General features: G+C 65.0%; 23 protein-coding genes. 14 read left to right on the top strand and 9 right to left on the bottom strand.

The genetic code is table 11. From position 1 onward, the window contains the following. Positions 1–105 precede the first annotated feature (105 nt). Entirely contained in the window at positions 106–876 is a 771-nt protein-coding gene (locus ACVIJ6_RS06785; RefSeq protein WP_456772049.1) for a hypothetical protein, read from the bottom strand. 355 nt (positions 877–1231) lie between these two features. Between ACVIJ6_RS06785 and ACVIJ6_RS06780 the strand changes: the two genes are divergently transcribed. The 5 genes from ACVIJ6_RS06780 (at position 1232) to ACVIJ6_RS06760 (ending at position 6811) form a co-directional block, all read left to right on the top strand. Next, positions 1232–1948, top strand: a complete 717-nt coding sequence (locus tag ACVIJ6_RS06780) for a tetratricopeptide repeat protein (RefSeq protein ID WP_456772048.1) — start codon at positions 1232–1234, stop codon at positions 1946–1948. Positions 1949–2072: 124 nt separating this feature from the next. After that, a complete protein-coding gene (locus ACVIJ6_RS06775) occupies positions 2073–3434 on the top strand; it encodes a tetratricopeptide repeat protein (RefSeq protein ID WP_456776914.1) in 1362 nt (453 codons plus the stop codon). A 121-nt stretch (positions 3435–3555) separates the two neighbouring features. Further along, positions 3556–5460, top strand: coding sequence for a propionyl-CoA synthetase (locus ACVIJ6_RS06770; protein WP_456772047.1), 1905 nt, complete (start codon positions 3556–3558; stop codon positions 5458–5460). A gap of 164 nt (positions 5461–5624) precedes the next feature. Beyond that, complete coding sequence (locus ACVIJ6_RS06765; protein WP_456772046.1) at positions 5625–5897, top strand: hypothetical protein; 273 nt, start codon at positions 5625–5627, stop codon at positions 5895–5897. 182 nt (positions 5898–6079) lie between these two features. Further along, the gene (locus ACVIJ6_RS06760) at positions 6080–6811 is read left to right on the top strand and encodes an OmpW/AlkL family protein (protein ID WP_456772045.1); all 732 of its coding nucleotides are present in this window, start codon (positions 6080–6082) and stop codon (positions 6809–6811) included. A gap of 285 nt (positions 6812–7096) precedes the next feature. Here ACVIJ6_RS06760 and ACVIJ6_RS06755 read toward each other — a convergent pair whose 3' ends face one another. After that, positions 7097–7792, bottom strand: coding sequence for a DUF1013 domain-containing protein (locus ACVIJ6_RS06755; RefSeq protein WP_456772044.1), 696 nt, complete (start codon positions 7790–7792; stop codon positions 7097–7099). A 266-nt stretch (positions 7793–8058) separates the two neighbouring features. Here ACVIJ6_RS06755 and ispH point away from each other — a divergent pair, with 266 nt between their 5' ends. The 3 genes from ispH (at position 8059) to rnhA (ending at position 10628) form a co-directional block, all read left to right on the top strand. Further along, complete coding sequence (gene ispH, locus ACVIJ6_RS06750) at positions 8059–9027, top strand: 4-hydroxy-3-methylbut-2-enyl diphosphate reductase (RefSeq protein WP_456772043.1); 969 nt, start codon at positions 8059–8061, stop codon at positions 9025–9027. Between the two features lie 159 nt (positions 9028–9186). Continuing rightward, entirely contained in the window at positions 9187–10167 is a 981-nt protein-coding gene (locus ACVIJ6_RS06745) for a homoserine kinase (protein WP_456772042.1), read from the top strand. Further along, entirely contained in the window at positions 10164–10628 is a 465-nt protein-coding gene (gene rnhA / locus ACVIJ6_RS06740) for a ribonuclease HI (RefSeq protein ID WP_012041254.1), read from the top strand. Before ACVIJ6_RS06745 ends, rnhA begins: the two co-directional genes overlap by 4 nt. A 12-nt stretch (positions 10629–10640) precedes the next feature. Here the strand turns inward: rnhA and ACVIJ6_RS06735 are convergent. Next, a protein-coding gene (locus tag ACVIJ6_RS06735) for an IS630 family transposase (protein ID WP_456771184.1) occupies positions 10641–11580 on the bottom strand; the annotation gives its coding sequence in 2 pieces (ribosomal slippage) (positions 10641–11243 and positions 11245–11580; 939 coding nt in all). A 279-nt stretch (positions 11581–11859) separates the two neighbouring features. Between ACVIJ6_RS06735 and istA the strand changes: the two genes are divergently transcribed. After that, positions 11860–13392: an IS21 family transposase gene (gene istA, locus ACVIJ6_RS06730; protein ID WP_083780767.1), complete on the top strand. Its 1533-nt coding sequence runs from the start codon at positions 11860–11862 to the stop codon at positions 13390–13392. An 11-nt stretch (positions 13393–13403) separates the two neighbouring features. After that, positions 13404–14147 carry an IS21-like element helper ATPase IstB gene (gene istB, locus ACVIJ6_RS06725; protein ID WP_012041725.1) on the top strand — a complete coding sequence of 248 codons (744 nt, stop codon included), beginning with the start codon at positions 13404–13406 and terminating at the stop codon, positions 14145–14147. 348 nt (positions 14148–14495) lie between these two features. Here istB and ACVIJ6_RS06720 read toward each other — a convergent pair whose 3' ends face one another. The 6 genes from ACVIJ6_RS06720 to ACVIJ6_RS06695 form a co-directional block, all read right to left on the bottom strand. After that, positions 14496–14648 (bottom strand): hypothetical protein, encoded by a 153-nt coding sequence (locus ACVIJ6_RS06720; protein WP_456772041.1) that lies wholly within the window; start codon positions 14646–14648, stop codon positions 14496–14498. Between the two features lie 266 nt (positions 14649–14914). Continuing rightward, on the bottom strand, positions 14915–15400 hold the full coding sequence (locus ACVIJ6_RS06715; protein ID WP_456772040.1) for a redoxin family protein: 486 nt from the start codon (positions 15398–15400) through the stop codon (positions 14915–14917). 153 nt (positions 15401–15553) lie between these two features. Continuing rightward, complete coding sequence (locus tag ACVIJ6_RS06710) at positions 15554–17245, bottom strand: long-chain-fatty-acid--CoA ligase (RefSeq protein WP_456772039.1); 1692 nt, start codon at positions 17243–17245, stop codon at positions 15554–15556. Positions 17246–17443: 198 nt separating this feature from the next. Continuing rightward, the gene (locus ACVIJ6_RS06705; protein WP_456772038.1) at positions 17444–18886 is read right to left on the bottom strand and encodes a D-alanyl-D-alanine carboxypeptidase family protein; all 1443 of its coding nucleotides are present in this window, start codon (positions 18884–18886) and stop codon (positions 17444–17446) included. Positions 18887–19060: 174 nt separating this feature from the next. Next, positions 19061–20851 carry a glucan ABC transporter ATP-binding protein/ permease gene (locus ACVIJ6_RS06700; protein ID WP_456772037.1) on the bottom strand — a complete coding sequence of 597 codons (1791 nt, stop codon included), beginning with the start codon at positions 20849–20851 and terminating at the stop codon, positions 19061–19063. 89 nt (positions 20852–20940) lie between these two features. Beyond that, positions 20941–21990, bottom strand: a complete 1050-nt coding sequence (locus ACVIJ6_RS06695; protein WP_456772036.1) for an ABC transporter substrate-binding protein — start codon at positions 21988–21990, stop codon at positions 20941–20943. Positions 21991–22244: 254 nt separating this feature from the next. Here ACVIJ6_RS06695 and ACVIJ6_RS06690 point away from each other — a divergent pair, with 254 nt between their 5' ends. From ACVIJ6_RS06690 to ACVIJ6_RS06675, 4 genes are all read left to right on the top strand, one after another. Then, the gene (locus ACVIJ6_RS06690) at positions 22245–22655 is read left to right on the top strand and encodes a hypothetical protein (protein WP_456772035.1); all 411 of its coding nucleotides are present in this window, start codon (positions 22245–22247) and stop codon (positions 22653–22655) included. 103 nt (positions 22656–22758) lie between these two features. Beyond that, entirely contained in the window at positions 22759–23160 is a 402-nt protein-coding gene (hisE, locus tag ACVIJ6_RS06685; protein ID WP_456772034.1) for a phosphoribosyl-ATP diphosphatase, read from the top strand. Between the two features lie 88 nt (positions 23161–23248). Further along, positions 23249–23830, top strand: coding sequence for a YqaA family protein (locus ACVIJ6_RS06680; protein WP_456772033.1), 582 nt, complete (start codon positions 23249–23251; stop codon positions 23828–23830). Continuing rightward, the gene (locus tag ACVIJ6_RS06675) at positions 23830–24456 is read left to right on the top strand and encodes a hypothetical protein (protein ID WP_456772032.1); all 627 of its coding nucleotides are present in this window, start codon (positions 23830–23832) and stop codon (positions 24454–24456) included. Before ACVIJ6_RS06680 ends, ACVIJ6_RS06675 begins: the two co-directional genes overlap by 1 nt. Positions 24457–24503: the final 47 nt, after the last annotated feature.

Below are 24503 nucleotides of genomic sequence, written 5' to 3'. Positions count from 1 at the left end.
CTCCTTCGGCATTGCGAGCGAAGGAAGCAATCCAGGGCATCCGCGGAGCCCTGGATTGCTTCGTCGCCTTCGGCTCCTCGCAATGACGAGGGTTGATCGGCTGCGCTACTGCGCCATCGCCAGGATACTGCCGCCGATCGCATGCCACGTCGACGTCATGCTGATCGGCCAGTTCAGGAGCTTCACCGCGATCAGCGCGAGCCCGCCATAGACATAGACCGGGTGAACCCGTCCGAATGTGCGGCGATCGTAGATGATGGCGACGACGAGCAGCAGATAGGCGACGAAGGCTGGCGGGATGGTCACGAACACCGGCGGCGGGCCGAGCGGGCCGGGCTGCGCCAGGAAGGTCAGAAACCAGCGCGCCACCGCGGCATCGAGCAACGAGATGCCCGCGAGCAGCATCAGCCGCTTGTGCGTTTCCGGTCGCCGCGCCTGCATCACCGCGAGCGCGAACACGATCGCGAAGAACGCAATGCCGCTGAGCGGCACGATGGCAAAGGCGATGCCTTCATTGACCTGTCCGATCGCAGCCGACCGCTTCATGGCCTCCACCGCAACGAGGAAGCCGAAGATCGTCATGGCCGTGGCGAGCGACACGCCGAAAATGCCGAGCGAGCGGTGCCATGCCTTGCGTCCCGAAGCGGCCAGCCCGCTCTGGAACGTGAAGTAGAGGGTCCAGGTGAAGAACAGGAAGCCGTGGAAGTGAACCACGGGCGCGCCGGAGAACGAACCGCGTGCCAGCGGCAGCCAGTAGGTCGGTGCAAAGCCGAGAAACGCCGTGGCCATGCAGGCCAGGGACATGTTGAAATAAAAAGAGCGCGCTGGCGACGCGCTGGCGCCGCGTGCGCGCGAATGGTCTGTCATGATAGTCATGGAGGTTGAGTCTGCGTCCGGCGCGACAGGTTCAAACGCGGATCATCGCGACGGGGCGGCCTGATCCGCTGCGCCCTGGCAGGAACTTGCGAAATCATCACGCGCATGTCAGTTGCCTGATCGCGGCCAAACGGAATGCGGCCGCAGTCCGTCCGTGCGGCGCGTGAAGGACTATCGTACCGAAACGGCGTCTGTATAGTTGAGCAGCCCGCGGGATCAATGAGGCTCCGCCCGCGATGTCTGGATGAAATATGCGATGAGAAAAGCAGCCGCCCCGTCCGGATCCGCCTGGCGATGCGCCCCCGTCGGTCGCCGCTCAGATCTGAGGCGTCTGGTTGCGCTCGTCGGCTTGGCAATGCTGCTGACCTCGCCGCTTCATGCGATCGGCGCGGCCGAACCCGGCAAGGAGCCGGTGGTGGACTCCGGTGCCTGCATGGCTGCATCGGAAGCGCATGACGCCGACAAGGTGCTGACAGAATGCGGCGCGTTGATCGATAATGCCAAGGCGGCCCGGGCCGATCGCATCAACGCGCTGATCGCGAGAGCTTCGATCTTCATCACCAAGGGCGAGCCGGATCGCGCCATCGCCGATTACGACGTCGCGCTGCAGCTCGATCCGACGCTCGCCGACATCCTGAATGCGCGTGGCGAGCTGTATCGCAAGAAGGGCAACCGCCCGAAAGCTCTGGCTGACTTCGCCGCCGCGCTGCGGCTCAATCCGGATCATGCCAGCGCCCGCAGCAACTATCATGCGCTCGCCATCGAGCTTGAGCGTCTCGGTGCCCAGCTGGCTGTGGCCGGCCGGCCGAGCTTTAACTGCGCGACCGCGCGCCGGGCGGTCGAGAAGGCGATCTGCGCCGATCCCGAGCTTGCCAATCTCGATCGCGAGATCGACGGCGCGCAGACCCGGATCATGCGCGAAGCTGTGCGGCCGGCCGCGGCACGGGCCCTGCAGCAAGAGCAGGACGCGTTCATCGCCCGCCGCAATGCCAGCTTCGGCCGACCCGGCTACGACCTCAAGAAGGAGATGCAGGATCGCCTGCGACGATTGAACGGCGTCGACGGCCATTAACCATCAGAGAGGCGGCTTGAACCCGAGTCCGGCCGGGCACGACAACCGGGAGATCCGCATCTCTCGACCGTGCCGGTCGAATCGTCAAGTCGAGCCCTCGCCGATGCAGGCTTTCATTGATTTCATGTCATCCCGCCCATCTGGTCTCGCGCTGCGTTTCGCGGCCGGCCTGGCCTTCGGCCTCGGCGCCATGCCTGCATCTGCCGCGGACATCGCATGTGTCTTGGGTAGCAAAGCACCGCCATCCGAACTCATCGACGCCTGCACAGCCGCGATCCAACAGACATCGATCTCGCCGAAGGATCAAGCCATGGCCCTCGTCGTCCGCGCCGACGCGCTGGCGCGCAGGTCCGGCGGTTTGACGTCCGCCTTGAAGGATCTCGACCGCGCCATCGCGCTCGACGGCAAGAACGCGCGCGCCTATCGGCTGCGCGGTGATCTGATGCGCGAGGCCGGCGGTGATGCGGCCAAGGCCGCGGCCGACCTCAGTATGGCGATCTCGCTCGAACCCGCTGATGCTGAAGCGTATGAGCTGCGCGGCGTGATCTATACCGAGCAGCACCGGCTCGACCGCGCCCTCGCCGACTATGACCAGGCGATCCGCCTGAAGCCGGATTATGCGCAGGCTTATGCGGACCGTGGTGTCGCCTTCTATCTGCGCGGCGACAATGAAAAGGCCGTCCGCGACTACGACGAGGCCGTTCGGCTCGATCCCGATCGGCCGCGTACCTACACAAATCGCGCCGCTGCTTACAAGAAGCTCGGCCAGTTGGAAAAGGCTCTCGCCGATGATGACGAAGCCATCCGTCGCGATCCGCGCGTGCCGGAATATTACGACAATCGCGGCCTGACCTACGCCGCTATGAAGCAGTACGATCAGGCGATCGCCGACTACGATCAGGCCATCAAGCTGCAGCCAAGGCCGAATTTCCTGACCAACCGGGGTGATTCCTATCAGTTCAAGAACGAGCTGGGCTCGGCGCTGAGCGATTATGACGCCGCCCTGAGGCTCGACCCGAATTTCGCCCTGACCTACAACAACCGAGCGGTGCTGTTCCGGAAGATGGGCGAACGGGCCAAGGCTCTGGCCGACTACGAGGCTGCGCTGCGGCTGGATCCCGGCAATGACAACGCCGCCGCCGGCCGTCGCGCGATGCTGGCCGAGATCAAGACGTTCGGCGCCGAGCCGCCGCGTGCGTTGAACGCGCCGTCGGAGCGCAGTGGTCCTTCGTTCGACTGCGCGACGACCGTGCGCGAGGTCGAGAAGGTCATCTGTGCCGACCCGGTTCTGTCGGTGCTGGATCTCGGCATTGCCGAGAGCTACGCCCGGCGGCTCAGGGCGTCCCGCGGCCGGGCCGCCACCGAGTTGCGCAGCGCGCAGCGCGATTTCATCGCCGAGCGGAACGCGCGGTTCGGCAAGCCCGGCTACGACCTTCGTCTAGCCCTGCAGCGCCGTTTGGACACGCTGCGCGACACAGCGCATTGATCCGTGCCGGAAAATGGCCGGGAGCATGGTGGCTCCTGATCTGGATCAATTCATGACGGCTTGAACTGTCGCTTTGTCCCGGACAATAGTCGGGAATAAACACAGATCTTGGGGAAACGTCATGAGCGCTGCGAGCCGCTATCACGAGGTCCATGCCAGGTCGCTGCGGGACCCGGAGGGATTCTGGGCCGAGGCCGCCCGCGCGATCGACTGGATCGAGCCGGCCAAGAAGATCTTCGATCCCTCGAGCGGCGCCTATGGCCGCTGGTTTGCCGGCGCCGTCGTCAACACCTGCTATAACGCGCTCGATCGTCACGTCGCCGCCGGTCGCGGCGAGCAGCTGGCGCTGATCCATGATTCGCCGCTCACCAACTCTGTCACCAGGCTCACTTATGCCGAGATGCTGAAGGAGGTGCAGACGCTGGCTGCGATCATGCAGGATTTCGGCGTCGGCAAAGGCGATCGCGTCATCCTCTATATGCCCATGGTGCCGGAGGCGATGGTGGCCATGCTGGCTTGCGCGCGCATCGGCGCGGTGCATTCGGTGGTGTTCGGCGGCTTCGCGGCCAAGGAGCTTGCGACCCGCATCGATGATGCCACCCCGAAGCTCGTGCTGTCGGCGAGCTGCGGCATCGAGCCGGGCCGCATCGTGCAGTACAAGCCGCTGCTCGACCAGGCGATCGAGCTTGCGGACAAGCGTCCTCAGGCCTGCGTCATCCTGCAGCGGCCCGAGCATGTCTGCGAGCTCAAGCCCGGCCGCGATTATGATTGGGCGGCGCTGCGCAAATCCGCGCTCGCCAATGGCAAGCTCGCGCCTTGCGTGCCCGTGCTCGCGACCGATCCTCTCTATATTCTGTACACGTCCGGCACGACCGGCAAGCCGAAGGGCGTGGTGCGCGACAATGGCGGGCACCTGGTCGCGTTGAAATGGTCGATGGAGAATCTCTACGGCATCAAGCCGGGCGAGGTGTGGTGGTGCGGCTCCGACATCGGCTGGGTGGTCGGCCACAGCTACATCATCTATGGCCCGCTGATCCATGGCGCGACCTCGGTGATGTATGAGGGCAAGCCGGTCGGCACGCCCGATGCCGGCGCATTCTGGCGCGTCATCAGCGACCACAAGGCGGTCGCACTGTTCACCGCGCCCACGGCCTTCCGCGCCATCCGCAAGGAGGATCCCGAAGGCACCTTGCTGCGCAAATACGACCTGTCGCAGTTCCGCACGCTGTTTCTGGCCGGCGAGCGCGCCGACCCGCCGACGGTGGAATGGGCCGAGCAGCAGCTCAAGGTGCCGGTGATCGATCATTGGTGGCAGACCGAGACCGGCTGGTGCATCGCCGGCAATCCGGTCGGCCTCGGCCTGCTGCCGGTCAAGCACGGTTCGCCGACGGTGCCGATGCCGGGCTACCAGGTCGACATCGTCGACGAGGCGACGAAGCCGGTGCCGGCCAACACCATGGGCTCGATCGTGATCAAGCTCCCGATGCCGCCGGGCTGCCTGCCGACCTTGTGGCAGCAGGAGGATCGCTTCAAGGAGTCCTATCTCAGCGAGTTCCCCGGCTACTACAAGACCTCCGACGCCGGCTACAAGGACGAGGACGGCTATGTCTTCGTCATGGGCCGGACCGACGACATCATCAATGTCGCCGGCCACCGGCTCTCGACCGGCGGCATGGAGGAGATCCTGGCCTCGCATCCCGACGTCGCCGAATGCGCCGTGCTCGGCATCAAGGACGCGATCAAGGGCGAGGTGCCCTGCGGCTTCATCGTGCTCAAGGCCGGCGTCTCGCGCAGCCCGTCGCAGATCGAAAAGGAGATCGTGGCGCTGGTGCGCGACAAGCTCGGCCCGGTCGCGGCGTTCAAGCTCGCCATCACCGTTGGCCGCCTGCCGAAGACGCGCTCGGGCAAGATCCTGCGCGGCACGATCAAGAAAATCGCCGATGGCGAGCAATGGAGCATGCCCGCCACGATCGAGGACCCCAAGGTGCTCGACGAGATCGGCGAGGCACTGAAGAGCCGGGTCTAGCGTCGTTCTTTGCGGCCCATCCTTCGAGACGCCCGCCGCAGGCGGACGTCTCGAACCGTGAGGCCCGCAATCCCAGTTCACGAGATCGAGTCCCCCGGGCTTGACCCGGGCGTCCATTGTCGTCAAGCAACGGCTTCGCCTGATTGACGAGAATGGAACGTTCGATGCGACAGACCTCTGCCCGTTTGGTCCTGGTGTTGATGGCCGCGCTGGCGCTTGCCGGCTGTGCCGCCCGCAATCAGGGGGCTGCGGTGGCGCTCGGCAATGACGACGACGATGCGGTCTGCCAGGCCGGCGGCAAGGTTGCGCCCGGCTCGGCCGAATATGTCGCCTGCCGCAAGGACCGCGACGTGCAGCGGCAGCGTGCCGAGGCGCGCGCCGATCGCCGGCAGCGCGATCTCGGCGAATACATGCTGAATCATCCTGACCGACGCTGAGCGGGACTGCAAGCGCCTCTCATGACGCGTGACATCGGTGCAACAGTCGTGTGACTTCGGCGCTGCAACCGCACCGATTGATCGAGATCAAATCCAATCGAATGTCATCCCGCCACATCTGTGGCCACAACGCGCGGTTTTGAGCGCGCAAGTGTAGCTCAAGCGTGGCTATGGGGACCTCGATGAACAGAACATTCAAACTTTCGTCGTCGCTGCTGGTGCTGGCGGCGGTCTGCGGAGCGATGGGCTCGGCGCAAGCAGCGGACTTGCAGGCGGCGCCGGTCTACACCAAGGCGCCGGTGGTCGAGGCCTGGAATCCCTGGATGATCCGCGTCCGCGCCCTCGGCGTGCTGCCGGACGCGGGTGGCTCCACCGTGAACGTCACCGGCGTGCCAGCGCTGTCGTCGCCGAATTCCGGTCTGAAGATCTCCAACCAGGTCGTGCCGGAACTCGACATCAGCTACTTCTTCACCAAGAACATCGCGGCCGAGCTGATCCTCGGCGTCACCCGTCATTCGATCAGCGGCACCGGCGCGCTGGACGGCCTCAATGTCGGCAAGGCCACGCTGCTGCCGCCGACCTTGACGCTGCAATATCACTTCACGGATTTTGGCGCCTTTAAGCCCTATGTCGGCGCGGGCGTGAACTACACGGTGTTCTTCAACCAGAGCGCATCGAACCAGGTGTTCAATGGTCTTGCAGTGACCAACCTACATATCTCGAACCAGTGGGGCGCCGCAGTCCAGTTCGGCTTCGACTACATGCTCGACAAGCATTGGGGCTTGAACGTCGACGTCAAGAAGCTGTGGCTGCAGCCGAACTACTCGGCCACCGTCAACGGCGCCATTCCGATCACTGGCCGGGCCAACATCGATCCCTGGCTGGTCGGCGCCGGCGTCACCTACAAGTTCTGATTTGTCGCGTTCCTCCCAAGACTGCCATGGCGCCGGAATTCCCGGCGCCATTTTTTTTGAGGAATTGCGCATGCGGCGCCGGGGCCCATACCGCGTGCTGTCCGAAACGGGCAGGCGGCCCGTTCCGCGGGCCTCATTGAATTCGGTGGTCATGGATCCCGGATCTGCGCCCGCCGCCGCTGCGCGCCGGTGGGCTTGTCCGGGACGACACCGGGGAATGTCCCGCGCACCGGTGTCAGGATCGAGATCGAGAGCAGACAGAGCCGAGGACGACGGCCCTGCGTCCTACTCCTCGTCCTCGTCGGGCTTCTTGCCGCCGATGGTCTTGAGCTTGGCGAACACGGCGTCGACGTTGAGATCGTCCTGATCGCGGCCCTCCGGCTCGTATTCTTCCTTGCGGGTGGTTTCGGAGGCCGGCAGCAGGGTGGCGCCGCTGTAATTGGCGTCGAGCGGCCGCTCCTTGGCGGCGCGCTGCACCTCGAAGTCGAGCTCGATCTGCGAGCACAGGCCGAGCGTCACCGGATCCATCGGCGTCAGGGTCTGCGCATTCCAATGGGTGCGGTCACGCACGCTGGCGATGGTGGTCTTGGTGGTGCCGACCAGGCGCATGATCTGCGCATCCTTGAGCTCGGGATGGTTCCGCACCAGCCAGAGGATGGCGCTCGGGCGCTCATGACGGCGCGACACTGGGGTGTAGCGCGGCCCCTTGCGCTTCGGCTGCGGCGGCAGCACGACCTTGCTTTCCTGCAATCTCAGGCGGTAATTTGGGTCTCGCTCGCCTTTTTCGATCTCTTCGCGGGTGAGCTGGCCGGTCGAGATCGGATCCATGCCCTTGATGCCCTGGGCCGCGTCGCCGTCGGCGATCGCGCGCACCTCCAGCGGGTGCATCTTGGTAAAATCGGCGACCTGGTCGAAGGTCAGAGCGGTATTGTCGACCAGCCACACGGCAGTTGCCTTCGGCATCAGCGGGGCGTTGCTCATGGCAAATCTCCTTTGTGCTCCGCCCCGGCCCTGGAGGCGAAACCTGTGGTCATCGGCGATGACGGGAATTGGCCCTATATAAGCCGTCCGGGGGGCGGCGCGCAATGGCCTGACGAAAACGGCCTTGACAGCGCTCGAAAGCAGTCCCAAGTCCTACCCAAACAAGTTCTAGCGCAAAGCCGTGACGTCTCGGCCGCCCCGCCTGTCGGCCCTGGGGTGATCCGGTCGCCGCACAAGCCGCACAGATCAGGCCCGAAGATCAGCCCATGGCAGCCAAACCAGACCTCAAAATCGTGCTTTGCTCGCCGCGCGGCTTCTGCGCCGGCGTCGTGCGCGCCATCGACACCGTGGAGCGGGCGCTCGCCATCTATGGCGCCCCGGTCTATGTGCGCCACGAGATCGTGCATAATAAATACGTGGTCGACAGCCTGAAGACCAAGGGCGCCATTTTCGTCGAGGAACTGGCCGAGATCCCCGACAATACCAACGCACCGGTGGTATTTTCGGCCCATGGCGTGCCGAAATCGGTCCCCGCCGAGGCCCAGGCGCGCAATTTCTTCTCCCTGGACGCGACCTGCCCGCTGGTGACCAAGGTCCATCGCGAGGCGGCGATTCACTTCAAGCGCGGCCGCGAGATCCTGCTGATCGGCCATTCGCACCATCCGGAGGTGGTCGGCACCGTCGGCCAGCTGCCGCAAGGCGCCGTGACCCTGATCGAGACCGCGGAGGACGCCGCGACCTTCACCCCGAAGGACCCGAACAACCTCGCTTTTGTCACCCAGACCACGCTGTCGATCGACGACACGGCGGACATCGTGTCGGTGCTCAAGGGCCGTTTTCCGAACATCTCGGGCCCGCACAAGGAAGACATCTGCTACGCCACCACCAACCGCCAGCTCGCGGTGAAGAAGGTGGCGCCGGTGGTCGACGCCCTGATCGTGGTCGGCGCGCCGAACTCGTCGAACTCGCAGCGCCTGCGCGAGGTTGCCGAGCGCGAGGGCTGCCCGATTGCGGTGCTGGCCCAGCGCGCCTCCGATATCGACTGGGCGCGCTTCGAAGGCATCAAGAGCCTGGGCATCACCGCCGGCGCGTCGGCGCCCGAGGTGATCGTCGAAGAGATCATGGGCGCCTTCGCCGAGCGCTACGTGCTCCATGTCGAGACGGTCTCCGCGGCGGAAGAGAACGAATTCTTCCCGCTGCCGCGCTCGCTGCGGCCGGAAGCGGCGGCCGAATAGGCGCGTTGCGGGCGGTCGTTGTTTTCCGTCCGCTGCGCGGCGCATCGGTCTTGAACGCGGCGCGTGCATGCGCGATGAAGGGCGCAACGGGCCTCCCTGGTCTCGAAGTTCGCATCGGGGGAGGCGGGTGCGGGCGAACTTCGACAATCAGGATAGGGTATGGCGGTCTATACCGACGTCGCCGCCGACGAGCTCGCGGACTTTCTCAAGACCTACGACATCGGCGAACTGCTCTCCTACAAGGGCATCGCCGAAGGCGTCGAGAACTCCAACTTCCTGCTCCACACCACCAAGGGCCATTTCATCCTCACGCTCTATGAGAAGCGCGTGGCGGTGGACGATCTGCCGTACTTCCTGGGGCTGATGGCGCATCTGGCGGAGCGCGGCGTCAGCTGTCCGCAGCCGGCGCGCAATCGCGACGGCGCCGTCTACTCGACACTGTCGGGCCGGCCGGCGGCGATCATCAACTTCCTCGAAGGCCTATGGCCGCGCAAGCCGAACGTCGCGCATTGCGCCGGCGTCGGCACGGCGCTGGCGCGGATGCATCTGGCGGGACGCGATTTCCCGCTGGTGCGCAAGAACCCGCTCTCGGTCTCGGGATGGATGTCGCTGTTCGCCCAGGCCGCCGACCGCGCCGACACGGTGCAGGCCGGCCTGTCCGCGCTGCTGGCGGCCGAGCTCGATGTGCTCGCGCGCAGCTGGCCGACGGATCTGCCGGAGGGCGTCATCCATGCCGATTTGTTTCCGGACAATGTGTTCTTCCTCGGTGACCAGCTGTCGGGCCTGATCGACTTCCCGTTCTCCTGCAACGACATCCTCGCCTATGACGTCGCGATCTGCCTGAACGCGTGGTGCTTCGAGGCCGATCATTCGCTCAACGTCACCAAGGCCCGCGCCTTCTTCCATGCCTATGGACGCGAGCGGCCGCTGTCGCAGGCCGAGCTCGCGGCGCTGCCGCTGCTGGCGCGCGGCGCCGCGATCCGCTTCCTGCTGACGCGGCTGGTGGACTGGCTCAACGTGCCCGCGGGCGCGCTGGTGAAGCCGAAGGATCCGCTCGAATATGTTCGCAAGCTGCGTTTCCACCAGGCGGTGACGAGCGTGCGCGACTACGGACTGGACGGCGCGGGAGCGACGGCATGAGCGAGCTTCCGACCGTCAGCATCTACACCGATGGCGCCTGCTCGGGAAATCCCGGGCCCGGCGGCTGGGGTGCGATCCTGCGCTTCGGCGACAAGGAAAAAGAGCTCAAGGGCGGCGAGCCGCACACCACCAACAACCGCATGGAGCTGATGGCCGCGATCTCGGCGCTCGAAGCGCTGAAGAAGTCATGCCAGGTCGAGCTCTACACCGACAGCCAGTATGTGCGGCAGGGCATCACCGGCTGGATCCACGGCTGGAAGCGCAACGGCTGGAAGACCGCGGACAAGAAGCCGGTCAAGAATGCCGAGCTGTGGCAGCGGCTCGATGCCGCGCTGAAGCCGCACAAGGTCAACTGGCACTGGGTCAAGGGCCATGCCGGCCACGCCGAGAACGAGCGCGCCGATCAATTGGCGCGCGACGGCGTGGCAATGGCCAGGCTGCAGAAGAACGTACGGGGCTAAAGCGAGATGAGATTAAGTTCGATATCCTGAGTTTTTGAGGTAGTTGGCACACTCTTCTGCGGAGAAGGCGTCGAGGGCACCAGCAATTGCGGCGCAAACCGTGTCGACGGTTCGCGCCGCGGCTTTGCGTAGAAGGTGCTTGAGCTTGGCAAAGACCTGTTCGATTGGGTTCAGGTCGGGCGAGTATTTGGGCAAGAAGAAGATCCTGGCTCCTACCGAGCGGATCAATTGGCGGACGGCTTTGCTTTTGTGGCTGCCGAGGTTGTCCAAGATCACGATATCGCCCGGATGAAGGGTCGGCAAAAGAACGTGCTCTACATAGGTGCGAAAGCTTTCGCCGTTGATCGGCCCTTCAATGAACCATGGTGCATCAATGCGGTCGTGGCGCAGTGCCGCCAGAAAGGTCATTGTTTTCCACCGTCCGTGAGGGACTTTGGCGGTCAGCCTGCTACCACGCGGGCTCCATCCTCGCAACGGCGCCATGTCTGTCCTGGTCCAGGTTTCGTCGATAAAGACAAGGCGCGTGGCGTCGATGCGATCTTGATATTTCCTCCATTGCTCTCGTCGCCGCGCCACGTCAGGACGATCGCGTTCGCCAGCCTCCACGCTTTTTTTTGAAGCTGAGCTTCTCGGCATGAACGAATTCCCAGACCGAACGGTAGTCGACTTTCAACCCGCGTTCGGCGAGCTCGGCCACCAGCCCTCTTAAGGTGAAGTCGCTCGCTCTGATTCGCTGTTGCAGCCACGTGGCATGCTCACCCGAGATCGCCTTGGGCTTATGGCCGCCCATCTGGCCAGGTTCGATGCTGCCTGTCTCCTTCTCAAGCCTGGCCCAATTGATCGCTGTGCTGATCGCGACCCCAAACTGCTTGGCCGCCTTATTGCGAGACATCCCGCCCTTGATCGCGGCGACAACCCGCTTTCGAAGGTCCAGAGAATATGGTGCGCCCATCCGTGCTGGCCTCCTTCCCAGCCAACACGGTGAATCAGAAACACGCTGATTTGGTGCGGATTCCGATCGATGTCGCCCAGGATTCCGAGATGATCTCGCCCACCATTCCGATTTGAAGTCGCCCACCCGTTCCGAGATGATGTCGCCCACGATTCCGGGATGATGTCGCCCGGGTATCGCAAGAGCGAACCCGGGGTGACGAGACCTCTTCTGGCTCCCATAGGGTCAACCTTTCGGCTTTGCGAAGGGGGACCCTGGATGCCGACGGAGAGGCTTGCGATGCGCCGTGTGCGCGATGTGATCAGGATGAAGGCGGCTGGGCTGCCGAGCCGCGAGATTGCTCGGCGGATGGGCGCGGCGCCCTCGACAGTGCGGCTGACCATCCGGCGGTTCGAGGCCGCAGGCCTGAGCTGGCCGTTGCCCGACGAACTCACGGACGCGGCCCTGGAGGCCCGCCTGTTCGCCAAGACCGGCAACGGTAACCGGCAGGGTCATCGCCGCATCGCCGAGCCCGATTGGGCGGCGGTGCACCGCGAGCTCAAGCGCAAGCACGTGACGCTGTCGATCCTGTGGGAGGAGTACATCGGCGCCGAGCCCGGCGGATACCGGTACTCGCGCTTCTGCGAGCTTTACCGCGCCTGGGAGGGACGCCTGTCGGTGACGATGCGCCAGGCGCACGCGGCCGGTGACAAGCTGTTCGTCGACTACGCGGGCGACGGCGTGCCGGTGGTGGTCGACCGCCTCACCGGCGAGCGGAGGACGGCGCAGATCTTCGTCGCCGTGCTCGGCGCCTCGAGCTTCACCTACGCGCAGGCGACGTGGACGCAGGGGCTCGCCGACTGGATCAGCGCCCATGTTGGCGCCTTCGCGGCGATCGGCGGCGTCCCGGCGCTCCTGGTGCCTGACAACACCAAAGTCGCAGTCATCAAGGCGAGCCTCTACGACCCGCAGATCAATCGCACCTATGCGGAGATGGCCGCGCATTACGGCACGGCCGTCTTGCCGGCGCGACCTCGCAAGCCGCGCGACAAGGCCAAGGTCGAGCAGGCCGTCCTCATCATCGAGCGCTGGCTGCTCGGTCGCCTGCGCCACCGCGTCTTCTACAGCCTCGCCGAGGTCAACGCAGCGATCGGCGAGTTGCTCACCAGGCTCAACGAGGAGCGGCCGATCCGGCGGCTCGGCGTGACGCGCCGCCGGCTGCTCGAGGAGATCGACCGGCCGGCGCTCAAGCCGTTGCCGGCGAGCCCCTACGTGCTCGCCGAGTGGCGGATCCGCCGCGTCAGCCTCGACTACCACGTCGAGGTGGAGAAGCATTATTACAGCGTTCCGCATCGCTTCGCGCGTGCCGAGGTCGAGGTGCGGTTCACCGCCCGCACCGTCGAGATCTTCCACAAGGGCGAGCGGATTGCCGCGCATCAGCGCATGAGTGGCAATCACAAGCACACCACCGTGCCGGAGCACATGGCCTCCAGCCATCGGCGCTACGCCGGCTGGACTATCGGGCGTATCCGTCAGGACGCCGCCGCGATCGGGCCGGCAACCAGCGCATTGTGCGACCTCATTCTCGACGAGCGCTCGCACCCCGAACAAGGCTTCCGCGCCTGCCTCGGCATCCTCAGGCTCGCCGCCTCCTATGGGCGCGAACGGCTGGACGCGGCGGCTGCGCGGGCGATCGACATCGGCGCGCGCACCTATGGCTCGGTCAAGTCGATCCTCGCCAACAATCTCGATCGGCGTCCCGCTCACCAGCGCTCCGCGGACGATGCGCCGATCCTGCATGCCAACATCCGCGGACCGCGCTACTACAATTAGGAGACCGTCCCTTGCTCACCCATCCGACCCTCGACCGCCTCAACGCCCTCGGCCTCCACGGCATGGCCAAGGCCTTCGCCGACATCGAAGCCGCCGGTGAGGCTGGCAGCCTCGGTCACGCCGAATGGCTTGCTCTGCTGCTCGAACGTGAAGCCTCGCTGCGGCACGACAAACGGCTCGCCACTCGCCTGCGCTACGCCAAGCTGCGCCAGCAGGCATGCGTCGAGGACATCGACTACCGCACCCCGCGCGGTCTCGACCGCCCGCTGTTCGCCAAGCTTGTCGAGGGCCGTTGGATCGACGACCACGTCAATCTCCTGATCTGCGGCCCGGCAGGCGTCGGCAAGAGTTGGCTCGCCTCGGCGCTCGGCCACAAGGCCTGTCGCGACAATCGCTCCGTGCTCTATCAACGCGTCCCGCGCCTGTTCGACGATCTGGCGCTCGCCCGCGGCGACGGTCGTCACCCACGCCTGTTGCGCGGCCTTGGCCGTGTCGATCTGCTGATCCTCGATGATTGGGGGCTCGAGCCGCTCGATGCCGGCGCCCGTCACGACCTCCTGGAAATCCTCGAAGATCGCTACGGTCATCGCTCCACCATCGTCACCAGCCAGCTCCCCGTGGACCAGTGGCATCTGCTCATTGGAGATCCCACCTATGCCGACGCCGTGCTCGATCGCCTCGTCCACAATGCCCATCGGCTCGACCTCACCGGTGAGAGCCTGCGCCGAACTCGGCAATCCGCCCGAAAGACCTGAGCGCCGTGGACATGCCGCTGCGCTTGGACAACGCAATCGCGTTGTCCACATGCCCACAGCAACCGCAGAAGAAGAAAAAAGGTTGAAGTCGCGATTCCAGATTGACCGCGCGGCTTGACCGATGCCAGAGAACCAGCCGGCCAGAACGCCTCGCCGCTGGGCGAGATCAAATCGGAAAGGTGGGCGACATCGTCTCGGAATCCACGGGCGACTTCATATCGGTACGCCTGGGCGACTTCGTCGGAATCCGCAATTTGGGAATCCCAAATCGATTCAGGCTATTCTCATCCCGCTTTAGTCGTCTGCGGCAGCGAGAGCAGATCTCGTTCGCCCCATCCTGATGCGGGGTCAATACGGGTAACGCCATTTGAGCGTTCGGCGGACCAACAGGATCGCGACAATCAACCCGAGTTCGGTGGCCCAGAACCAGCGCCCTGCGCCGGTGAAGCCCATGTGCTCACGCGCCATATACATCGACAAGCCGAGCACAATCAGCGCCATCACGCTGCCGACCTAGTAGAGCGGATCGCGGGCTAATCCACTCGCCAGATGTTCCGCGGCATCGTCCCGGGCGCGACGCATGGACCACAGCCAAAATGCGAATAGGGCGCAGCCGATCAGGATGATTGCCATACGACCCCTCCAATCTCGTCTTAGGGGCGGCCGGTCACAAATGCTCGTATTGCTCCGCTAAAGATCGAAGCAACAAAAGTAGAAGGCCCGCGTGTTGGCGCGGGCCTTCGCTTCTCGTCCTTAAACCGATTGCCTTACAGCTGCCCGAGCAGCGTGTCGCCGCCGGAGACCTCGACCTTGCCGGGGGCGGCTTCGAGGTTGAGCTTGGTGACGACGCCGTCCTCGACCAGCATCGAATAGCGCTTGGAGCGGATGCCGAGCCCGTGGCCGGAGGCGTCGAGCTCCATGCCGATCGCCTTGGTGAAGTCGGCATTGCCGTCGGCCAGGAACACGGCCTCGTCGCGCTGGTCGGTGTCGCGCTTCCAGGCATTCATCACAAAGGCGTCGTTGACCGAGATGATCGCAATGGTGTCGACGCCCTTGCCCTTCAGCGCATAGGCGTTGAGGAAGATGCTGGGCAGATGCATATTGTGGCAGGTGCCGGTATAGGCGCCGGGCACCGCGAACAGCGCGACCTTCTTGCCCTTGAAGATGTCGTCGGTGGTTTTGACCTGCGGGCCTTCCTCGGTCATCACGCGGAACTGGGCCTGCGGCAGCTTTTCGCCTACCTGAATGGTCATTTGAGTAACTCCTTCCCCTGGATGTGGCTTGCGACCTGTCTTGAGACGTGTCGTGCGCTTGGCGCGCTAGACTATTCGGCGGGCCAGAAACGGCAACGGCCCGCCCCGATCACGTATCCGTCATCGCACAGCTGCCGGTCCGGCGCTACGGCCTCACGCCGCCGCCGCTGGATTCTTCTTCTCGTCACGCAGCTCGCGGCGGAGGATCTTGCCGACATTGGTCTTCGGCAGCTCCGTCCTGAACTCGATCTGCTTCGGCACCTTGTAGTTCGTCAATTGCTCGTGGCAATGCTTGACGATGTCCTCGGCCGTGAGGGCGGGGTCCTTCTTGACGACGAACGCCTTGACGACCTCTCCGGTTTTTTCGTCGGGCAGGCCGATCACCGCGGTCTCGAGCACGCCCGGATGGGTCGCGATCACTTCCTCGACCTCGTTCGGATAGACGTTGAAGCCGGAGACCAGGATCATGTCCTTCTTGCGATCGACGATCTTGATCGCGCCGTCCTCGGCCATGATGCCGATGTCGCCGGTGCGGAAGAAGCCGTCCGCCGTCATCACCTTGGCGGTTTCGTCGGGACGATTCCAATAGCCGGCCATCACCTGCGGGCCCTTCGCACAGATCTCGCCGGCCTGTCCCAGCGGCACTTCGTTGCCATCATCGTCGCGGATGGAGAGCCAGGTCGATGGCAGCGGCAGGCCGATCGTGCCGGTGAACTCGGTGGAGGTCGGCAGGTTGCAGGTCAGGACCGGCGCAGTCTCCGACAGGCCGTAGCCTTCGGCGATGCTGCAGCCCGTCACCTGCTTCCACTGCTCGGCCACCGGACGCTGCACGGCCATGCCGCCGCCATTGGAGACCTTGAGCTTGGAGAAGTCGAGCTTCCGGAAGTCAGGGTGATGCAGCAGACCGTTGTAGAGCGTGTTGACGGCCGGGAAATTGTTGACCTGATACTTCATCAGCTCCTTGATGAAGCCGGGAATGTCGCGCGGATTGGGGATCAGGAGATTGGCGCCGCCGGCGCGCACCGCGAGCAGGAAGCAGCAGGTCAGTGCAAAGATGTGATAAAGCGGCAGCGCGCAGACGATCAGCAGCTGATCGACATGCGGTGGCCGCCCCATCACCGGCTGCAGCCAGGCGTCGTTTTGCAGCACGTTGGCGACCACGTTGCGGTGAAGCAATGTGGCGCCCTTCGAGACGCCGGTGGTGCCGCCGGTATATTGCAGGAAGGCGACGTCGTCCGGACCGATCACCGGCTTCTGAAACCGCTTGCTGCGGCCGGCGGCGAGCGCATCATTGAAAGGCACCGCGCCAGGCAGCGAAAAGGCCGGCACCATCTTCTTCAGCCGGCGGACGACGAGATTGACGATCACGCCCTTGAAGCCGAGCAGGTCGCCCATGCTGGCGATGACGATGTGCTTGACCTTTGTCTGGCCGACCACCTGCTGCACCGTGTGGGCGAAGTTCTCCAGCACGATGATCGCCTCGGCGCCGGAGTCCTTGAGCTGGTGCTCGAGCTCTCGCGGCGTATACAGCGGGTTGACATTGACGACGGCATAGCCGGCCCGCAGCACGCCTGAGATCGCGATCGGATATTGCAGCACGTTGGGCATCATCAGCGCGACCCGCGCGCCCTTGGCAAGTCCGAGCCCCTGGAGATAGGCCCCCATCGCCACTGACATGTCGTCGAGCTCGCGATAGCTGATCGCCTTGTCCATGCAGATGAAGGCGCGGCGGTCGGCGAATGTCTTGAAGCTCTCTTCCAGCAGTTCGACCAGCGACTGGTATTTGCTGGGATCGATATCGGCGGGAACGCCGGCCGGGTAGTGCTTGAGCCAGATGCGCTCCATGAACCTTCCTCTCTGATCGTCTCTTATGGTCGCTTGATGTTGGTCGCGTGATGCGTCCGCTCCCCGGTCGCGCCGGGGCATTTGGCGGCCAATATCTAATCTCCGGCCGGGCAAGGCAAGCCGGCCGAGGCATCGACGAAAGAGGCAGAGAGCGGGGCTGTCGTGGCCAGGGCCAAGGCCGGCTGTGTCCGCGCGCGATCAGCCGTCCTTTGGCGCCGGCTTGCCGTCGCTCTTCGGCTTGGCGGCGGCCTTGGGCTTCGCCGGCTTGGCTGCCGCGTCCGAGGCGGGTTTTTCCGCCGTTTTTGCGCCGGACTCTTGCTTAGACGCGGCGTGGTGTGCGGCTGCCGGCTTGGCGTCGGACGCTTTTGCATCCCGCTTCGCTCCGGCTTTCGCGCCCGCATCACCCTTGGAATCCGATTTGGAATCTGCCCTGGCGGCGGTCCGGGTCGCGGATTTCGCCTCTTTCCCGCCGGCGACATGCGCCTTCTTGCCGCGGCGCTTGGGCGGGGTCTGGGCGTCGGCATCGGCCGCGACGGCTGCGATCAGGGCCGCGCCGGTGCGCGTCGGTCCGGTATAGACCACCACCGGTTCGGACGGGGCAGGGGCCGCGGCCAGGATCTCCGACGGCTTCAGCGCGGGGGCCTGCAGCCCGGCCAGCAGAGTCCCGCCCGTGGTTTCGCCCTCGCCGCCGGCCACCGTCTCCTCGTCGTCATCGCTTGCGGGCCGGTGCCGCTTGCCGCCGCACATGTCGTCGCGCAGATTGGGCGGCGTGGCATCCACCGGCACCAGCTGCTCGACATTGCCGAGCGGCGCCTTCAGCCAGCCGAGCTGGTTGCCGTTGAAGCCGCGGTCGAGCATCTGGATGGCGCGCACGCCGCGCATCTGCCCGGACGAGGCGCCGAGCACGACGGCGATCAGGCGCTTGCCGTTGCGGGTGGCCGACGCGACCAGATTGTAGCCGGAGGCGCAGATGAAGCCGGTCTTGAAGCCGTCGGCGCCCGGATAGCGGCCGATCAGCCGGTTGAAGTTCTGCACCACGCGACGGCCGTAGCGGATCGACGGGATGTGCACGAAATATTCGTATTCCGGCAGGTCGCGGATGATGGCGCGGGCGAGGATCGCGAGGTCGCGGGCGGAGGTGATCTGGCCGTCGGCCGGAAGGCCGTTCGGATTGACGTAGCTCGTCTGAGTCATGCCGAGCTTCTGCGCGGTCTCGTTCATCATCGCCGAGAAGCCGTCGATCGAGCCGCCGACGCCCTCCGCCAGCACCACCGCCATGTCGTTGGCGGACTTCACCAGCATCATCTTCAGCGCGTTGTCGACGGTCAGCTGCGTGCCCGGCCGGTATCCCATCTTCGACGGCGATTGCGATGCGGCGGTGGGCGACACCGTCACCAGCGTGTCGAGTGAGAGCTTGCCATCCTTCACCGCCTTCAGCGTTACATAGGCCGTCATCAGCTTGGTGACGGAAGCCGGGTACCACGGGTAGGTCGCGTTCTGCGCCTCCAGCACCTTGCCGGTATCGGCTTCGACGAGCAGCAGCGCCTCCGCGTTGGCCAAGCGAGGCGCAACCAAGAGTGCGGCGGCGATAGCGATGATCTTGATCGGCGCGTAGCGGAACAACAGGCGAAGCGTCTGCACTGGTCTGGTCCGGTCCTTTGAGAACCCGCCTCGCGCTGCGAGGTGGGCAAACGGGCTTTCGGGTTTCAAGCGTGTCCGGCGCCGCTTCGGTCGCGGCAGGTCGCGAACCTATACCGGCTCGACGCTCCAGAACAGAGGCGGGCCATTCAATTCCACGATGAAAGCGTCCCGCGATCAGGCCTTGACGGTGGGGCCGTCGCTTGCGCTCGCGCCAAGCGCGGAGCGTGCGCTCTCTTGCACCATGAATTGGGCCTTGGCGAGTTCCGCGAAGTGACCGCCCTGGGCAACGAGTTCATCGAACGTTCCGCTTTCGATCACGCGTCCGTTCTCGAACACCAGGATTCGCGTCGCCTTGCGAATGGTCGAAAGCCGGTGGGCGATGACGAAGGTGGTGCGGTCCTTCATCACCTCGTCGAGCGCCGCGTTGAGCTTCGCCTCGGTCACGGCATCGAGCGCCGAGGTTGCCTCGTCGAGAATCAGGATGGGCGGATCCTTCAACAGCGCACGCGCAATCGACAACCGCTGGCGCTCGCCGCCCGAGAGCATGCGGCCGCGCTCGCCGGCATTGGTATCGAAGCCCTGCTCGGCGCGGTCGATGAAGTCGAGCGCCTGGGCGCGGGCGGCCGCGCTGCGCAGCTCCTCGTCCGTGGCGTCGGGTTTGCCGACCAGGAGGTTCTCGCGGATCGAGCGGTTGAACAGCAGCGCCTCCTGGAACACGACGCCGATGTTCCGGCGCAATGCCGCCAGCTTGAGGCCACGCACATCCATGCCGTCGATCTTGATGAAGCCGGATTGCGGATCGAAGGCGCGATGCAGCAGCGCGATCGCGGTCGATTTGCCGGCGCCGGTCGGGCCGACCAGCGCGATGGTCTGGCCGGGCAGTGCGGTGAAGGTGAGGTCCTCAACCGCCGGGCGCTTGCCGTCATAGGAGAACGAGACGTCGTTGAACTCGACGAGGCCCGACAGGCGACCGACATCGATCGCGTCCGGACGGTCACGCACCGCCGGCACCGCGTCGAGCACGGTGAAGAATTCCGCCAGCCGCGGTGCCTCCATGAACACGTTGTTGATGAATGACACGACCTGCTCCAGCTTCTGGATCAGCATGGTCGCGAACGACACGAACATCACGATTTCGCCCACCGAGCTCAGCCCGGCCTGATGCAGCGCGATGCCAAGCGTGAAGATCGCGAGCACGGTGATGGTAGTGGAAGCACGGGTGATCACTGTCACCAGCGCCCACCAGCCGAGTACCGGCATCTGCACCGACAGCAATTGTCCGGCGACGCTGCGCAGGCCCTGCACCTCGGCGTCGATGCGCACGAAGCTCTGCACCAGCGCGACATTGCCGAGCGCGTCGGAGGCGCGGGCCGACAGGTTGCTGTAGTGCTCCTCGACCTCGCTCTGCATGCCATAAGTCTTGCGCACGACCAGCGTCGTCAGCACCGTGAAGACGACGCAGAGTACGAACAGCAGGATCGCGAGCCGCCAGTTGAGATACAATGACAGCGGCAGCAGCACGATCACGGACATGATCGCGGCAAAATGCTCGCGGAAGAACGACAGCCATAGATGCCACAGCGCGTCGGTGCCGTTGATCATGACCTTCATCAGCCGCCCCGAATGCGTGCCCGAGTGGAAGGTCAGCGGCAGCTGCAGGATGTGCTCGAAATAGCTCGTCAGCACGGCGTGGCGCTGGCGATGGGCGAGCCGGTCAGCCTGCAGCGCGACCCAGGCGCTGGCGAGAATCGTGAACAGGCCGAAGCCGGCCCAGGCTGCGAGCAGCGGCCATGCGGTGGTGGTGGAGGCGTTGCCCGACAGCGAATCGACAATGCGTCCGAACAGCACCGGTTCGGCGAACTGAGCCACCGCGAGCGCGAGGTTGGCGACCGCCAGAAACCAGCCGAGCCTCGCCTCCTTGCCAAGCAGGTGGAGCACGCGGGCGTAGATGCGGAGCAGGGACATGGGCGGAGCGCTTCGTGAGCAGAGGTGGAATCACCGCCGGCCGGCGGCGCGCGCGATGTTAGCAAGGGATCGGCAATCGCGGCGAGCGCTCAATTGACCAGGCGGCTGTCGGCGGGCGGCAGGAATCGGTCGTCGAAGATCTCGCCCGGCAGGGGGCGCTTGTGAAATTTGCCGTCCTCGGCAAGCTGGTCGAGGGCGCGCTCGAACCTGGCGGGGTCGATGCCGCCGATGCCGTCGCGGCGCACGTCGGATGTCAGCACATTGTCGGCGAGCACGGTCTGCAGCCGTTCGAGCTCGAGGTCTTGCGAGCCATCCTCCATGCGGCTCACCACGTCGGCGGCTGCAGCCGCAGGGTCCTTGATCGCGAGTTGGAGACCTTCGGTCAGCGCCCGCAGCATGCCTTTCACGGCGTCCGGCTGCCTTGCTGCAAAGCCGGGATTGACGATCACCGCGTGGCCATACGCCTCGCAGCCATAGTCTGCGAAGCGTAGCACCGCGAGATCGGCGGCGGGCACGCCGCGGTCGCGCAGATTGATCGCCGAGAGATACGAGAAGCCGCTGACGGCATCGACCTGTCCCGCGGACAGGATCGGCTCGCGCACCGCGGCGCCGACCCGCGACAGCTTTACGCTCTCGGGCTTGAGATGGTTGTGCCGCGCGACCGCCGGCCAGAGCCGGATCGAGAGGTCGCCCTCGGCGACTCCGATCGTCTTGCCCTCGATATCGCTGAGCCCGTTGATGCCCCGGCTCTTGCGCGCGATCAGCGCGTAGGGCGCCTTGTTGAACAGCACGAAGACGGCTTTGACCGGCTGGCTGCCGGCACCATCGCGATAGCGGATCAGTTCGTTGATGTCGGCGAGCGCCATGTCGGCGTCGCCTGACGCCACGCGCGCAATCGCGTCGGGCGAGCCTTTGGCAGTGGTCATCGTCAGCGCCACGCCCACGCTGCTGAACAGCCCGCGGCTCGTCGCAAGGACCAGCGGCGCCATGCTGCCATCGAGCGGACGATCCAGCGCGAACATGACGGCGACCGCCCGCTTGGGCTCCTCGGCCGCGGCGCACCGCTGTGACAGCCATGCAGGGACAAACGCCGTGACAAGCGCGAGGGTAAGCAGGAAAGCGGGTCGTCGCATACGCATCAGCTCACGCCGGTATTCGCAGGCCGCACCGGACTGTCTCGCCGGTATTCACATCGCTTCGCCGGACTGGTGATGTGTCAATTTCGTGACGTGTCGCTCCGGCCGGCGGCGCTTGATCATGTCGGATCGAATCTGAACGGTCCATGAGCAAGCCCTGCGGCGTTTTGCGGCTTCGACTCATGGTTTCGAGAGGGGAACTGTGGACCCACATAATGAGTTGGTTTTGCGAGATTTCGATCGCACGGAGAATCCACATGATCGCACAGCGCGGAAATGTTTCACGCTTCGGCCGTGCTACCGTCCTGGCGACGGTGGCGGCGGTCACTTTGACGGCCGTTCAGCCGACGCTCGCCTTCGCCGGATCGGCGTCCGCCGAGAAGGGCGTCGTCGCCAAGACCGCCAGCGACGGCGGGCTGACCGATGTCAGCGCGCGTCGGCGGCATTATCGTGGCAATGGCGGTGCAGCCGCTGCTGCGGCGTTCGCCGGCATCGTCGGTACGGGTCTTGCGATCGCCGCGGCCCAGAACCGCCGCTCCTATTACGAGGATCACTATTATTACGGCCGCCCGGCCTATTACGGCTACCAGCCGGGTTATCAGTATTATGGCGGCGGCCCGTATTATGGGGGTTATGGCGGCGGCTATTATCATCACCCCCATTGGTGATGTCGGATCGATTGATGCGATCCGCCGGCTCCGGCCGGCGGATTTTTTCATGCCCGTCGCAAACGTTAATATACGGGCCATCGATTTTAACTAGTGTGGCGCGATGACTGATTCGATCGACCGGCTCTATCGCGCTGTGCTGGCGGCCAGGGATCTGGATCCGGCGCGCTCGCGCACGGCCAAGCTGATGCAGCAGGGCACCGGCAAAATGGCCAAGAAGCTCGCGGAGGAGGCCATCGAGGTCGCGATCGATGCAGTCAGCGGCGACGCCCAGGCCATGGTGCGGGAAAGCGCCGACCTGATCTACAATCTGACGGTGCTGTGGGCCGAACTCGACGTCCGGCCGGAGGATGTCTGGGCAGAGATGGAGCGGCGTGAACGGCTGCTCGGGATCGCCGAGAAGCTGCCGAAGTCGCCGGTGAAGGTCGCCAGGACGGCGCCGGGACGGGGGCCGGAGCGACCGATCGTCGCGGTGGAAGGCCGGACGATCCGCAAGCGGCATTAAAGTCGGCCCGAAAAGTCGATCCGAAGCTTGGATCGGATCAGCACATCGCCCATGGACAAAAGCTGCCCGGTTTGCTTCATCGCGGACCATGCTCAGACGTATCTATGATTGGTGTATCGACGCCGCGCACAAGCCGCATGCCCTCTGGATCATGGCTGCGGTCGCCTTCGCCGAAAGCTCGTTCTTTCCGGTGCCGCCGGATGTGATGCTGATTCCGATGTCGCTGGCCAAGCCGCAGCGCGCCTGGCTGTTCGCAGGCGTCTGCACCGCGGCCTCGGTCGCGGGCGGCCTGGTCGGCTACGCCATCGGCGCGCTGCTCTACGATTCGCTCGGCCAGTGGCTGATTCATCTCTACGGCCTCGGCGACAAGGTCGAGACCTTCCGTGCCTCTTATGCCGAATGGGGCGCGGTCATCATTCTGCTGAAGGGGCTGACGCCGATCCCCTACAAGCTCGTCACGATCACGTCAGGCTTCGCGGGCTATAACCTGTTTCTGTTTGTGTTGTTCTCGATCGTGGCGCGTGGCGGCCGCTTCTTCATCGCCGCGATCCTGCTGAACCGCTATGGCGAATGGATCAGGGTGCACATCGAGAAGCATCTCGGCCTGTGGGTGGCGCTCGGCGCGGCCGTGCTGGTCGCGGGCTTTGTCATCGCAATCAAGCTGATCTGATGCGGTCGGGGCTGCTCGCCGTCGGCATGCTGCTGCTCGGTGTTGTGCTGCCGGGCATCGCGCTTTCGGCCGCGGCTTGGGCGCAATCGGCTCGGGCTCAGCCGGCGCCTTCAGCCGGTTTGCGGGAGTCGCCAACGCCATCAGGCGAGCCCGCGCCGCCGCCGTCCAACCCTGGCCTGGTCGAAGAGCTCGGCAAACTGTTCGACAAGATGTCGATCATTCCGCTCAAGCCCTCGGCCGATGCGCCCGTCACGCCACCCGCCGCTGGGAGCGATCCGGTCGGCGCTCCCGGCGATCAGGCTGCGCCGCCGGCGCCGCAGGCGGTCCCGAACGGCGACGCTGGCACGGCAGGCGTCCTCAAGGAGACCGGCGATGCGCTGTCACGGCTCGCCAAGCCCTCGAGTATGGTCTTGGGCCGGGCGGCCTGTCCGATGGCGGCCAACGGCACGCCGGATTGCAAGCTCGGCGCCGACCGGCTCTGCCAAAGCAAGGGCCACAAGGAAGGCAAGAGTCTCAACACCGATTCCGCAGAGACCTGCTCGGCCAAGGTGCTGATCCCCGGCCGGCAACGCAAGCCGGGCGACTGCCGGACCGATACTTTCGTCACCTCGGCGTTGTGCCAATAGGCGTCAGCGCGCCGTCTCGCGGTCTGTCAGCGCCTCAACGCAAGACC

It is taken from the genome of Bradyrhizobium sp. USDA 4369 (assembly GCF_054056435.1).
This window is presented reverse-complemented; position numbering and strand designations above follow the sequence as displayed.